Annotated in this window: 12 protein-coding genes; 7 read left to right on the top strand and 5 right to left on the bottom strand. The window is 69.6% G+C overall.

The genetic code is table 11. From position 1 onward, the window contains the following. Window positions 1-55 precede the first annotated feature (55 nt). From gyrB to dnaA, 5 genes are all read right to left on the bottom strand, one after another. The gene (gyrB, locus tag M4D54_RS04290) at window positions 56-2,152 is read right to left on the bottom strand and encodes a DNA topoisomerase (ATP-hydrolyzing) subunit B (protein ID WP_193864988.1); all 2,097 of its coding nucleotides are present in this window, start codon (window positions 2,150-2,152) and stop codon (window positions 56-58) included. Between the two features lie 378 nt (window positions 2,153-2,530). Further along, entirely contained in the window at window positions 2,531-3,388 is an 858-nt protein-coding gene (locus tag M4D54_RS04295) for a DUF721 domain-containing protein (RefSeq protein WP_259890418.1), read from the bottom strand. After that, entirely contained in the window at window positions 3,385-4,650 is a 1,266-nt protein-coding gene (recF, locus tag M4D54_RS04300; RefSeq protein ID WP_193864989.1) for a DNA replication/repair protein RecF, read from the bottom strand. The genes M4D54_RS04295 and recF overlap by 4 nt, the downstream gene beginning before the upstream one ends. 20 nt (window positions 4,651-4,670) lie before the next feature. Further along, complete coding sequence (dnaN, locus tag M4D54_RS04305; protein WP_193864990.1) at window positions 4,671-5,795, bottom strand: DNA polymerase III subunit beta; 1,125 nt, start codon at window positions 5,793-5,795, stop codon at window positions 4,671-4,673. 406 nt (window positions 5,796-6,201) lie between these two features. Next, window positions 6,202-7,902, bottom strand: a complete 1,701-nt coding sequence (gene dnaA, locus M4D54_RS04310; RefSeq protein WP_193864991.1) for a chromosomal replication initiator protein DnaA — start codon at window positions 7,900-7,902, stop codon at window positions 6,202-6,204. Between the two features lie 426 nt (window positions 7,903-8,328). On the opposite strand from dnaA, the gene rpmH reads away from it, so the two are divergent. The 7 genes from rpmH to M4D54_RS04345 all read left to right on the top strand — a co-directional run bounded on the left by rpmH (window position 8,329) and on the right by M4D54_RS04345 (window position 12,771). Further along, the gene (rpmH, locus tag M4D54_RS04315; RefSeq protein WP_193864992.1) at window positions 8,329-8,466 is read left to right on the top strand and encodes a 50S ribosomal protein L34; all 138 of its coding nucleotides are present in this window, start codon (window positions 8,329-8,331) and stop codon (window positions 8,464-8,466) included. Window positions 8,467-8,492: 26 nt separating this feature from the next. After that, window positions 8,493-8,870, top strand: a complete 378-nt coding sequence (gene rnpA / locus M4D54_RS04320; protein ID WP_193864993.1) for a ribonuclease P protein component — start codon at window positions 8,493-8,495, stop codon at window positions 8,868-8,870. A gap of 11 nt (window positions 8,871-8,881) precedes the next feature. Then, window positions 8,882-9,160 carry a membrane protein insertion efficiency factor YidD gene (yidD, locus tag M4D54_RS04325; RefSeq protein WP_228018767.1) on the top strand — a complete coding sequence of 93 codons (279 nt, stop codon included), beginning with the start codon at window positions 8,882-8,884 and terminating at the stop codon, window positions 9,158-9,160. Window positions 9,161-9,246: 86 nt separating this feature from the next. After that, window positions 9,247-10,353: a membrane protein insertase YidC gene (gene yidC / locus M4D54_RS04330; protein WP_193864995.1), complete on the top strand. Its 1,107-nt coding sequence runs from the start codon at window positions 9,247-9,249 to the stop codon at window positions 10,351-10,353. A gap of 288 nt (window positions 10,354-10,641) precedes the next feature. Further along, a complete protein-coding gene (locus M4D54_RS04335) occupies window positions 10,642-11,154 on the top strand; it encodes a R3H domain-containing nucleic acid-binding protein (RefSeq protein ID WP_228018834.1) in 513 nt (170 codons plus the stop codon). 8 nt (window positions 11,155-11,162) lie between these two features. Further along, on the top strand, window positions 11,163-11,855 hold the full coding sequence (rsmG, locus tag M4D54_RS04340) for a 16S rRNA (guanine(527)-N(7))-methyltransferase RsmG (protein WP_193864996.1): 693 nt from the start codon (window positions 11,163-11,165) through the stop codon (window positions 11,853-11,855). Between the two features lie 52 nt (window positions 11,856-11,907). After that, the gene (locus tag M4D54_RS04345) at window positions 11,908-12,771 is read left to right on the top strand and encodes a ParA family protein (RefSeq protein WP_193865175.1); all 864 of its coding nucleotides are present in this window, start codon (window positions 11,908-11,910) and stop codon (window positions 12,769-12,771) included. The last annotated feature ends 35 nt before the right edge of the window (window positions 12,772-12,806 follow it).

Genomic DNA, 12,806 nt, shown 5'->3' on the forward strand with positions numbered 1-12,806 from the left:
CAGCGGGTGGGGCGGGCCGATGGGCGCGCACCGGGGGTGCGCGGCGCCCGGGCCGTCAGATGTCGAGGAAGCGGACGTCCTTGGCGTTCTCCTGGATGAAGCGGCGGCGCGCGTCGACGTCATCGCCCATCAGCACCGAGAAGATGGTGTCCGCATCGGCGGCCTCGTCCACGGTGACCTGCTTCAGGGTGCGCACGTCGCGGTCCATGGTGGTGGTCTGGAGCTCCTTCCAGTCCATCTCGCCCAGGCCCTTGTAGCGCTGGATCCCGTTCTCCTTGGGGATCCGCTTGCCGGCCGCGCGGCCGGCCTCCAGGCGCTGATCGCGCTCCTCGTCGCTGAACACGTACTCGTGCGGTGAGTTGGACCACTTCAGGCGGTACAGCGGCGGCATCGCGATGAACACGTGGCCCAGTTCGATCAGCGGCCGCATGTAGCGGAACAGCAGGGTCAGCAGCAGGGTGCAGATGTGCTGGCCGTCGACGTCGGCGTCGGCCATCAGGATGATCTTGTGGTACCGCAGCTTGGTGGCGTCGAAGTCCTCACCGATGCCGGTGCCGAAGGCGGTGATCAGCGAGCGCACCTCCTGGTTGTCCAGGGCGCGGTCCAGCCGGGCCTTCTCCACGTTCAGGATCTTGCCGCGGATGGGCAGGATGGCCTGGGTGCGCGGATCGCGACCGGAGACGGCCGAGCCGCCGGCGGAGTCGCCCTCCACGATGAAGATCTCGGACTCGGCGGGGTTGCGGGAGGAGCAGTCGCGCAGCTTGCCGGGCATGCCGCCCGTCTCCAGCGGGGACTTGCGGCGCGTGGCGTCGCGGGCCTTGCGGGCGGCCTCGCGGGCCATCGCGGCGGCCTGCGCCTTGGTGACGATGGAGCGGGCCTCCTGAGGGTGGGACTCCATCCAGGCCACCAGCTGGTCGTTCATCACCTTGACCATGAAGGTGCGAGCGATGGCGTTGCCCAGCTTGGTCTTGGTCTGGCCCTCGAACTGCGGCTCGCCCAGCTTCACGGACACCACAGCGGTCAGGCCCTCGCGGATGTCCTCACCGGTGAGGTTGGCGTCCTTCTCCTTGAGGATGCCCTGGGCGCGGGCGTAGCGGTTCACGATCGCCGTCAGCGCCGTGCGGAAGCCCTCTTCGTGGGTGCCGCCCTCGTGGGTGTTGATGGTGTTGGCGTAGGTGTGCACCGACTCGGAGTAGGCACCCGTCCACTGCATGGCGACCTCGACGGAGATCTTCACCTCGGTGTCCTCGGCCTCGAAGGCGATGATCTCGGGGTGGATCACCTCGGCCCGCTTGGCCTTGTTGATGAACTCCACGAAGTCCTGCAGGCCGCGGTCGTAGCGGTAGGTCCAGGTGGGGGGGCCGGTGGGCTTGTCCTCGCCCTCGCCCTCCAGCTCGACGTCGACGAGGTCTTCCTCGCTCTCCTCCACGACGGCGGGACGCAGATCGGTGAGGGTGATCGCCAGGCCCTTGTTCAGGAACGCCATCTGCTGGAAGCGCTTGCGCAGCACCTCGACGTCGAACACGGTGGCGTCGAAGATCTCCGCATCCGGCCAGAAGCTGATGGTGGTGCCGGTCTCCTCGGTCTGCTCGCCCTTGTCCAGCGGGGCCTCGGGGATGCCGCGCTGGTACGCCTGGCGCCACACGTGGCCCTGACGGCGGATCTCCACCTCCATCCGACGGGACAGGGCGTTGACCACCGAGGATCCCACGCCGTGCAGACCTCCGGAGACGGCGTACCCGCCGCCGCCGAACTTGCCGCCGGCGTGCAGCACGGTGAGCACCAGCTCCACGGCGGGCTTGCCCTCGGTGGGGTGCATGTCCACCGGGATGCCGCGGGCGTGGTCGACCACCCTGACGCCGCCGTCCTCCAGCAGCGTGACCTCGATCGAGTCGCCGTGGCCGGCCAGGGCCTCGTCCACGGAGTTGTCGACGATCTCCCACACCAGGTGGTGCAGCCCGCGCTCACCGGTGGAGCCGATGTACATGCCGGGGCGCTTGCGGACGGCCTCGAGGCCCTCGAGAACGGTGATGTCCGAGGCCTCGTAGTGCTCAGGTGCGTGAGCGGCGCTCTCCGCGGCGCTGGGCGCGGGGGGCTCGGCCTGGGCCTGGGTCACTGCCTGATCGGGCGTGGGGTGGTCGCTGTCGCTCACGTGGTGCAGCTCCTCGCAGTCCGGGGGCCCTCGGCTCCGGTGGAGCGCCGAGGGAGTTCGACCTGGTGGCGGCGCGGAACGTATCCTGGCCTGGCACGCGAACGGCCCGACGCGCCTCGCGCACGCGCGCGAGGGCCCACAGGCCGCTGACCTCGGGGCCGGGAACAGGAAGCAGTGCGCCGGGTTGCCGGTCGAACCTGGTCGATTCTATCGGAATCAGGCCCGTGAACCTATTCGACGCCCCGATCATGTGGACAACACGACGCGGAAGTGCCCCCAGGAGGCCCGAGAACCCCCCGTGGAACGACTCGGACGCCGTCCCGTGGGGTCCGGTACGCGCCGAGGGGTGATCTCCCGCCACGGGGCCGCGCAGGGATCTCACCCGTAGGTGTCGCGCGGGCCCCGCCAGGTGACGGTGCGGCGGCCCTTCTTCCAGCTGCGCTGCGCGGCGGCGGGCCCGGTGACTCGCAGCTCGGAGACGACGTGCGAACCCACGTGCTCCTCGATGGTGGTGATCAGCTGGGGAGTGAGCATGCGCAGCTGGGAGGCCCAGGCGGAGGAGGAGGCGCTGACCACCAGCACCCCGTCCTCGAAGGAGACCGGGCGACAATGGACAGCCAGCCGGTCGCCGACGATCTCCTCCCACTCCTCGAGCACGCGTCCCGCGCTCATGCCGGCACTCCATCCCAGGTCGCCCAGCACGCGGCGCAGCACCAGCTGCACGCCCTGCGGGTCCCGGGGATCGGGCCGCGCGCCGGAGTAGCCCGGCGCGCTAGTGGATCGGTCGCGCACGTCGCGGGCCTGGGTCTTGGCGGAGATCGGGAACAGGCCCCGGTCTCGCGCCGCGGCCCGGGAGCGGTTGACGGTGCGGCGGGCGAGCTCGAAGGGATCAGCGGGGGTGGGCAGGTCCACCGGGTCGTAGGCAGGCGGTTCCGGCTCGGGATCGCGGTCGTCGACCCACTGCTGGTCATCGGCCCCCTGGTCGGGACCGGGACCCGGCTCCGGCCAGCTCGCCTGGCGCTGGGCGCGGGTCTGCTCGGTCGGCGGCTCCTGCGGCAGATGCGCGGCACCGAGGCGCTGCGCCGATGTGTCGTCCCGGCGCCACGTGGACAGGTCGTAGGGGTTCGCCAGCGACGGTCGCGGCAGGGTCGGGGGCGGGGTGCGACGCCTACCGTCAGCTGCGCTGCCACCGCCGGGCGCAGACCCGCCGCGGCGCGGAGTCATGCGGCCGCTCACCAGCTGCTCCCGGCGCTGCTGCTGCGCGGCACCGCCTCGCCGAGCGTCACGTCCACCAGGTGCATGTCCCCGTGCAGGGAGGTGGGGATGTCGGTGTCGTTGGCGGTGGTGATCAGCACCTGGGTGGCGCCGGTGACGATGCGTCCCAGGCGCTCACGGCGGTGCACGTCCAGCTCGCTGAACACGTCGTCGAGTATCAGGATGGGCTCGCCGTCGCCGAGATCCCCCTCCTCCAGTCGCAGCAGGTCGTAGGAGCCCAGGCGCAGCGACAGGGCCAGCGACCAGCTCTCGCCATGGCTCGCATACCCCTTGGCGGGGAAGTCGTGCAGACGGATCTCCATGTCGTCGCGGTGGGGGCCCACCAGGGTGACGCCGCGGTCGATCTCCTCGTCGTGCCTCTCGCCCAGCATCCGCAGCATCACATCGTGGATCTCGACGGTGGTGGGGAGCGTGCCGGGCAGGGCACCGAGCTCGTCGAGCACCGCGGAGCGGTAGGCGACATCGGCCGGGGAGTTCACCTCGGGCCGCTGGTCCGGGGGCAGGGAGAGGGACTCCTCGGCACCCTCGTCGGAGGAGACCCGCAGGTAGGAGTAGCCCACATGGGGGCGCAGGCGATTGACCAGGTGCAGTCGCGCACGCAGCAGGTCCGCACCCAGTCGGGCCAGCTGCTGGTCCCACACCACCAGGGTGGACTCGGCGGACTCGGCGGGGTCCAGCCCGCCCACAGACCGGCCGCTGCTGCCGCGTCTCATGGACCGCATCTGCTTGAGCAGGTTGGAGCGCTGCTTGAGCACCCGGTCGTAGTCGGCCTTGACCGAGGCGTAGCGCGGGGCGATGACGAACAGCAGCTCGTCCAGGAACCGCCGCCGGCCCTCGGGATCGGCCTTGACCAGGCCCAGGTCCTCCGGGGCGAACAGCACCGCTCGCACCTCTCCCAGCAGGTCCCGCAGCCGACTGAGGCCGCTGCCCTGCACGCGGGCACGATTGGAGCGGCCCGGGGTGATCTCGAGGTCCACCTGCAGGGGGCGGCCGGCGCGCAGGAAGCTCGCGCGGATGATGGCGGTGCTCTCGCCGCGGTGCACCAGCGCGGCATCGTGGGAGACACGGTGGCTGGAGAGGGTGGCGAGGTACCAGACGGCCTCGACGATGTTCGTCTTTCCCTGGCCGTTCCGTCCCACCAGCACGGTGATCCCGGGCTTCACGGCCAGGGACAGCCGGGGGTAGGAGCGGTAGTCGGTGAGCTCGAGGGAGGTCAGCAGCACGGAGGGGTCACCCCCGCCGCTCAGATCCGCATCGGCATGATCAGGTACTTGTACGAGCTGCTGGGGCTGCCCTCGAGAGACTCCTGGCCGGCCATGACGGAGGGCTTGATGGAGTCGGTGAAGGTGAGCCGCGCGAACTCGGTGCCCAGGGCGCTCAGACCGTCCAGCAGGAAGCCGGAGTTGTATCCGACCACCAGGTCCTCGCCGTCCAGCTGCGCCTCGAGCACCTCACTGGCCTGGGCGTCGTCACCGGCGCCGGCCTCCAGAGCCACCTGACCCTCGGTGAAGGAGAGCCGCACGGGAGTGTTGCGCTCGGCCACCAGGGACACGCGCTTGACCGCGTCGATGAGCGGCCCGGTGGCGACCACGGCGGTGATCGGGGTGGAGTCGGGGAACAGGCGGCGCACGGGCGGGTAGTCGCCGTCGACCAGGGTGGAGGTGGTGCGGCGGCCGCCGGCCTCGAAGCCGATCAGGTTCGCCGAACCCTCCTGGGACAGGGCGATGTCGACCCTGCCCCCGGTTGCCAGGGAACGGGCCACCTCGTGCAGGGTGCGGGCGCGCACCAGGGCGGTCAGCTCGGTGCCGGGACTGGCCGGGTTCCAGGTGAGCTCGCGCATCGCCAGCCGGTAGCGGTCGGTGGACATCAGCGTCATGGTCTCGCCGGAGATCTCGATCTTCACGCCGGTGAGCAGGGGGAGGGTGTCGTCCTTGGAGGCGGCCACGGTCACCTGGGAGATCGCCTCGGCGAACACGTCGGCCGGGACGGATCCGGCCACGGGCGGCATGGCCGGCAGCTGTGGGTACTCCTCGACCGGCAGGGTGGCCAGGGCGAAGCGAGCGCTGCCGCAGCGGACCTGGAGCTTGGTCCCCTCGAGGGCGACGGTGACGTCCTTGTTGGGCAGGGCCCTCACGATGTCCGAGAGCATCCGGCCCTGCACCAGCACCTCGCCGGGCTGGTCCACCTCGGCGTCGATGGTGATCTGCGCGCTGACCTCGTAGTCGAAGGTGGACAGCTGCAGCTCACCGCCGGCGTCGGCCACGATCCGCACACCCTGCAGGATGGGCATCGCCGGTCGCACGGGGAGGGTGCGGGTGGCCCAGGAGACGGCGTCGCCCAGAACGCCGCGGTCGAGGTGGAACTTCACCGTTGCCACTCCTTCGGAAGGGTCGTCATTCACGATCGGGACCCAGCGTATCCGCTCCGTGACCCTTCCGCCGACACACCGGCTGAGATCCTTGACTTCCCTGGTGCCCGCCCCCGGCGCCCCATCCACATCCCCGTCGAGCACATAACTGCAGTCCTCTTCATCACGGCTGTGGATTCCGTGGACAACCACCGTCCTCGCAGGTCATCACCGATGAGCGACAGATGGACGGAGTGTGAATCACACGCGTTCCGGCGTGGTCGGACTGTGCAGGACGAAGCCCTCACAGCCGATTCCTGTGATTCCGCCATGCACACCATCTCCTGCATGGATGCCAATCCGTCCACACCATCCACAGAGTTGTCCACATTGGGGAGGAGCAGGGCCCTCTCCCGCGTGTGATCCCTCAGTGCCGGGAGCTGGAATTGGAGCTCTTGATCCGTGCCGTCAGCTCCGTGACCTGGTTGAAGATCGCGCGGCGCTCCTTCATCAGCTCGCTGATCTTCTTGTTGGCGTGCATCACGGTAGTGTGGTCGCGGCCGCCGAACTCCTCGCCGATGCGGATCAGCGGCATGTCGGTCAGCTCACGGCACAGGTACATCGCGATCTGCCGGGCCGAGACCAGGCGCCGCGAGCGCCCAGTGCCGATGATCTCCTCGACCGAAAGACCGAAGTAAGTGGCCGTCTGCGCGATGATCGTGGAGGCGGTGATCTGGGTGCCGTCGTCGTGGCTGAGCAGGTCCTTCAGCACGCTCTGGGCGAGTGTGACGTCCATCGGCTGCCGGGACAGGGAGTGCAGCGCCTGGACCCGGATCAGTGCGCCCTCGAGCTCGCGGATGTTGGTGGCGATGTGGCTGGCGATGTACTCCAGCACGTCGTGGGGCACCTCGCCGGTGTTCTCCTGGGCCACCTTCTTGCGCAGGATCGCGATGCGGGTCTCCAGATCCGGAGGCTGGACGTCGGTCATCAGGCCCATCTCGAAGCGCGAGCGCATGCGGTCCTCGAAGCCTCCCAGCTCCTTGGGGGGAAGGTCCGAGGTGATCACGATCTGCTTGTCCGAGTTGTACAGCGTGTTGAAGGTGTGGAAGAACGCCTCCATCGTCTCCGGTGCGCGCTGAAGGAACTGGATGTCGTCGATCAGCAGGATGTCTATGTCGCGGTAGCGGCGCTGGAACTCCTGGGCCTTGCCGAACTGGCCGGACTGCACGGAGTTGATGAAGTCGTTGGTGAACTCCTCGGAGTTCACGTACCGCACCACGATCTCCGGGTACAGGCTCTGGGCGTAGTGGCCCACGGCGTGCAGGAGGTGGGTCTTGCCCAGGCCGGAGCCGCCGTAGATGAACAGCGGGTTGTATGCCTTGGCGGGGGTCTCGGCCACGGCCGAGCAGGCTGCCTGCGCGAAACGGTTCGAGGAGCCGATCACGAAGGTGTCGAAGGTGTACTTGCCGTTCAGGCGCGAATCGCCCACCAGCGTGGTCTCGGCGAGCGGGGCCCGCGGTGCCGGCGCCGGGGAATCCGCGGTGGGAGGGGACCACAGGGATCGGCTACCGGCAGGGGAGGTGCTGCTAATGGGCCGGGCCGAGTTCGGGCCCCACTGGGCCGGCGGGGTCGAGGAGTGCGCGGCGGTGGCCGACGGGGCGATGCTGCCTGTGCCACCTGCGGTCCCTGACCGGTCACCGCTGCCTGCACGGGTGAATCCACCGTCGGAGGGGCCGATGTGGACATCCTCCGCAGAACCATCCACAGAGTTGTCCACAGAGTGTGCACCGGCGCTGGTGGGACGGGAGATCACCGCACCGGCGGGGGCGGGATCCTCGTCGTCCCCCTCCAGCAGCAGGGACTCGTCCACGGTCACCGCGAAGCGCATCTCGCGCTGGGCGGCCTCGCTGAGCGCACTCTTGAGGGAGTCCACGATCCGGTGCTCGAACAGCTCCTTCGCAGAGGTGGAGGGGGCTGCCAGCAGGGCGGTGTCCGCCACCACGGCCATCAGTCGGGACAGGGTGAGCAGGGCCATCACCCGGGGGGACACGGTCTCGTCACGGCGCAGGATCTGAAGGGTGCGGTCCCAGATCACCTCGACGTCGATCCGCGTGTCATTCATGATCATCTCCGGTGGAAGGCAGCAGTCCAGGTAGTTTTCCACATGATCCACAATCGTGTGGATCGCTGGTGTGGATGTGTGGGGCGTCGGGTGGCCGCACCTGGTCGGGGCGGGCGGTTCCCGGGATGTGCGTCCCCTCACCGCCGTCCGCTACCGCCGTGGAGACGCCCGTGGGCATACGGCGCGCAGTGAGAAACCGGCCACACCGGCGCTCACCTGCGCCTCAGCCGTTGACCCCTCGACGCCCCGCCCCTAGGATCGTGCAGTCAGCGCTGCGAGCCGACCTGTAGACGTCACCGGGACGTCGTCCTGGTCGGTCCGGTCACCCGGCAGCCGCTCCGTCATCCGCGCGAGCGCCCGATCAGCCCGTCCGCGCAGCAGACCACATGCCACCGCGAGGGGCACGTCCGTGCCCATGATCGAGGAGAACCGATGAGCAAGCGCACCTTCCAGCCGAACAACCGTCGTCGCGCCAAGAAGCACGGCTTCCGCGCCCGCATGCGCACTCGCGCAGGCCGCGCCATCGTCAACGCGCGTCGCGCCCGGGGCCGCAGCGAACTGTCGGCCTGAGGCCGCAGGCCGGCAGCGTCGGGACCGTGACCCCCTGGTCCCGTCACCGGCTCCGCACCGGCGACGACTTCCGCGCCGTCACCCGCCGTGGCGTGCGCAGCGCCCGATCCCACGTGGTCGTGCATCTGGCCCTCCTGCCGGAGGGGCCGGAGGCACCCCGCGTGGGATTCGTCGTGTCCAAGAAGATCGGCAACGCCGTGGTGCGCAACCGCGTGACCCGTCGGATGCGGGAGATCATCCGGCCGCTGCTGGCGCAGCTGCCCCCGACCGCCGCCGTGGTGGTGCGCGCCCTGCCGGGCATCGATGCGCTGGCCTTCGACCAGCTCGAGGCGGATCTGGCCGGTGCGCTCGATTCAGCCACCCGCAAGCTCTCCCGGCGCTCCGCTGGAGAGGCGGCGCTCTGATGGGCACTTCAATGCGCACCGTGAGGCACCTGCCGCGCCGCCTGCTGGCACTGCCGGTGCGGGCCTACCAGGTGGGAATCTCGCCGTACACGCCGCCGGCCTGCCGCTTCTACCCCGTCTGCTCCCAGTACGGCATGGACGCCCTGCGCGTCCATGGCGCCGTGAAGGGGACCCTGCTCACCGCGTGGCGCATCCTGCGCTGCAACCCGCTCACCCGCGGCGGCCCCGATCCGGTTCCCGCCCCGGGGATGTGGACCAATCCACGTCGACTGCGGAGACCGGCCCGCTAGGGCCTACCCTTGTCCAGAACCCCGACCCACAGCCGTCACATCGCATGGACGTCATGCGCATCCGGGCGGCAGGAAGAACCAGGCCGATGAACCCTCTGTATCCCATCGAATGGGCCGTGGCATGGATCATGGTGCAGTTCCACAGGCTGCTGTCCGTGTTCATGGACCCCGACTCCGGCTGGACCTGGGCGCTGTCGATCGTGGGCCTCACCGTGGTGATCAGGACCCTGATCATCCCGCTGTTCGTACGTCAGATCCGGGCCTCCCGGGCGATGCAGATGGTCAGCCCCGAGCTGCAGGCCGTGCAGAAGAAGTACAAGGGCAAGACGGACCCGGAGTCCCGCCAGGCGATGGCGCAGGAGACCATGGCCATCTACAAGGAGGCCGGCGCCAGCCCGTTCTCCTCGTGCCTGCCGATCCTGCTGCAGATGCCGATCTTCTTCGCGCTGTTCCGGGTGCTGTTCACCAAGCTGCCCCAGGCCGCCGGGGGTGAGGGCTTCGGCCCGCTCACCCCGGAACTGGCCCACAGCGCCTACACCGGTACCTTCCTCGGCAACGTCACCATCGCCGACAGCTTCCTGCAGTCCGGCGCCGGCGGTCTGACCACCAAGCTCGTCTCCGGCATCATCATCGCTCTCATGTGCGCGGTCACCTTCATCACCCAGAAGGAGCTGACCATGCGCAACATGCCCAAGGCAGCCCTCGAGGGGCCGATGGCCAGCACGCAGAAGATGATGCTGTACATGCTCCCGTTCATCTACGTGATCACGGGACCGGGCATGCCGATCGGTGTGCTCATCTACTGGCTCACCACCAACGTGTGGACCTTCGTCCAGCAGTACATCGTCATCCGCGCGACCCCCACCCCGGGCTCCGATGCGGAGAAGCAGCGCCAGGCCCGCATCAACGCCAAGCGCGAGAAGAAGGGCCTGGAGCCCCTGGACTTCACGCCGAAGAAGAAGGTCGTGGAGGAGCCCGAGGAGGCTGCCCCCATCCGCGTGCAGCCCAAGAAGAACAAGAGCCTCAGTGATCAGGAGAAGCTGGCGCAGGCCCGCGCCGCCCGCGCCAAGGCGCAGGAGCAGCGCCGGGCTGCCCAGCAGGCCCGCGCCGCCCAGGAGAAGCCCGCGCCGTCCACCTCGCCCCTGAACAAGGGATCCAAGGGCTCCAAGAAGGGCTCCAAGCGCCACAAGTGACCGTGTCCGAGGGGAGCACTGCTGCTCCCGGGACATCCTTTTTCCCGCAGCATTCCAGGAGGACCACCGATGAACGACACCACCCCGCAGCCCCCCTCGGGCGAGGGCGGCCACGCAGGCGCCGCCGCTGACCGCACCACCCCGGATCCCACCGCGATGGATGCCGAGATCATCACCCTCGAGGAGCAGGGCGAGGCCGCCCAGGCCGCCGGCACCCCAGAGCCCGCCCGCTCCGCTGAGGCTGTCGCATCCACCGGTGATGCATCTTTCGCCGCCGACCAGGAGGCCCTGGCAGGTGCTCCGGCTGCCGAGGACTCCGGTGAGTCCCGCCAGGAGCGTCTGAAGCGCCTGGAGGAGGAGGGCGACATCGCCGCCGACTACCTCGAGGAGCTGCTGGACATCGCCGATCTCGACGGCGACATCGACATCGACGTGGACGGCGACCGTGCCTCCGTGGAGATCCGCGGGGCCGAGAAGCTGAAGCGCATGAACGAGCCGCGCGGCGAGCTGCTGGACGCCCTGCAGGAGCTCACTCGACTGGCCGTGCAGACCCGCACCGGCGACCGCTCCCGCCTGATGCTGGACATCTGCGGCTTCCGGGCCCAGCACAAGGAGTCCCTGGAGGATCTCGCCGCCGATGCCGTCGCGCAGGCGAAGTCCGGGGGCTCCCCGGTGCCGCTGCGCCCCATGAACCCCTTCGAGCGCAAGGTCGTCCACGACGTCGCCAAGCGCGAGGGACTGCGCTCGGAGTCCGACGGTGATGGCAAGGACCGTCACGTCGTGATCTACCCGGCGTCCTGAGGTCCCGGATGGCCCCCTCCTCCACCGTTCCCGAGCAGCTGCGCGGCCCGGCCGAGCGGCTCTTCGGCGACCGTCTCGACCTGGCCGAGCGCTTCACCGGGATGCTCGCCGAGCAGGGCCCCGAGCGGGGTCTCATCGGTCCGCGCGAGGTGGATCGGCTGTGGGAGCGGCACGTCCTGAACTGCGCCCTGCTGGCCGACGCGATCGACGAGGTGGGCGCGACTGACCGGCCCGTCGGCACCCTGGCCGACGTCGGCTCCGGTGCAGGACTGCCGGGCATCGTGATCGCGATCGCGCGGCCCGGGCTGCGCGTCACCCTGATCGAGACCATGCAGCGTCGCACCACCTGGCTCGACGAGGTGAACGCGGAACTGGGCCTGGGCATCGAGGTGGTGCGCGCCCGTGCCGAGGAGCTGCACGGCGAGCGTGACTTCGATCTGGTCACCGCGCGCGCCGTGGCCGCGCTGGACAAACTGGCCAAGTGGACCCTGCCCCTGGTGACCGCGGGCGGCACGCTGCTGGCCATGAAGGGCGGCTCCGCGGCGGAGGAGATCGACAAGGCCGCCCCGGTGCTGCGCCGTCTGGGCGGGACCGATGCCCGCATCGAGCGGTACGGGGACGGCGAGGTGGAGGTTCCCACTACAGTGGTCCACGTGCTCCGCACCCCCCAGGCGACCAGGAAGGGAGGCCGACGTGGCTGATCAGCGCGAGGACTCCGCGCCCGCAGGCGGCGGTCTGGACGACACTCCGCTGATGCGCGAACTGGCCCGTGACCATGCTCGACGCCGCGAGCTGGAAGGGCTCGAGTTCGCCGCTCCGGAGGCCACCCGTGTGATCACGGTGGCCAACCAGAAGGGCGGGGTGGGCAAGACCTCCACCACCGTGAACGTGGCGGCCGCCCTGGCCATGGGTGGGCTGGACGTGCTGGTGGTGGACGTGGACCCGCAGGGCAATGCCTCCACGGCCCTGGGCATCGACCACCACGCGGACGTGCCCAGCATGTACGAGGTGCTGGTGGAGTCCACCCCCATGCAAGAGGTGATCCAGCCGGTCCCCGAGATGGAGGGGCTGCTGTGCGCGCCCGCGACCATCAACCTCTCCGGTGCCGAGATCGAGCTGGTCTCGATGGTGGCCCGGGAGAACCGGCTGCGCGGCGCCATCCGCGATCTGCTGGCCGAGCGCGAATCGGCCGGCCTCCCGCGCCTGGACTACGTGCTGGTGGACTGCCCGCCCTCCCTGGGCCTGCTGACCGTGAACGCCCTGGTCGCGGCCCGAGAGGTGCTGATCCCGATCCAGGCCGAGTACTACGCGCTCGAGGGCCTCACCCTGCTGCTGAACAACATCGAGCTGCTGCGCCAGCACCTGAACCCGGAGCTGGTGGTCTCCTCGATCCTGCTGACGATGTACGACGCCCGTACCAGACTGGCCGCCCAGGTGGCCCAGGACGTGCGCGACCACTTCCCGGAGCAGACCTTCTCCACCACCATCCCGCGCTCGGTCCGGATCTCCGAGGCCCCCAGCTACGGGCAGACGGTCCTGACCTACGACCCGGGGTCGAGCGGCGCCCTCGCGTACCGCGCCGCAGCCCACGAACTCACCATTCGCCCAGCCCCCTGACCCCCCGATCCGCCGATGGCGACGACGCCCCCAGC

The organism is Brachybacterium sp. p3-SID1565 (genome assembly GCF_025143785.1).
Lineage (GTDB): Bacteria > Actinomycetota > Actinomycetes > Actinomycetales > Dermabacteraceae > Brachybacterium > Brachybacterium epidermidis.

Coding starts and splice junctions, on each gene's coding strand:
- yidD (WP_228018767.1), top strand. CDS start 8,882: ATGCGCACCGTGAGGCACCTGCCGCGCCGCCTGCTGGCACTGCCGGTG.
- M4D54_RS04345 (WP_193865175.1), top strand. CDS start 11,908: ATGCGCGAACTGGCCCGTGACCATGCTCGACGCCGCGAGCTGGAAGGG.
- dnaA (WP_193864991.1), bottom strand. CDS start 7,902: ATGATCATGAATGACACGCGGATCGACGTCGAGGTGATCTGGGACCGC.
- rsmG (WP_193864996.1), top strand. CDS start 11,163: ATGGCCCCCTCCTCCACCGTTCCCGAGCAGCTGCGCGGCCCGGCCGAG.
- yidC (WP_193864995.1), top strand. CDS start 9,247: ATGAACCCTCTGTATCCCATCGAATGGGCCGTGGCATGGATCATGGTG.
- rpmH (WP_193864992.1), top strand. CDS start 8,329: ATGAGCAAGCGCACCTTCCAGCCGAACAACCGTCGTCGCGCCAAGAAG.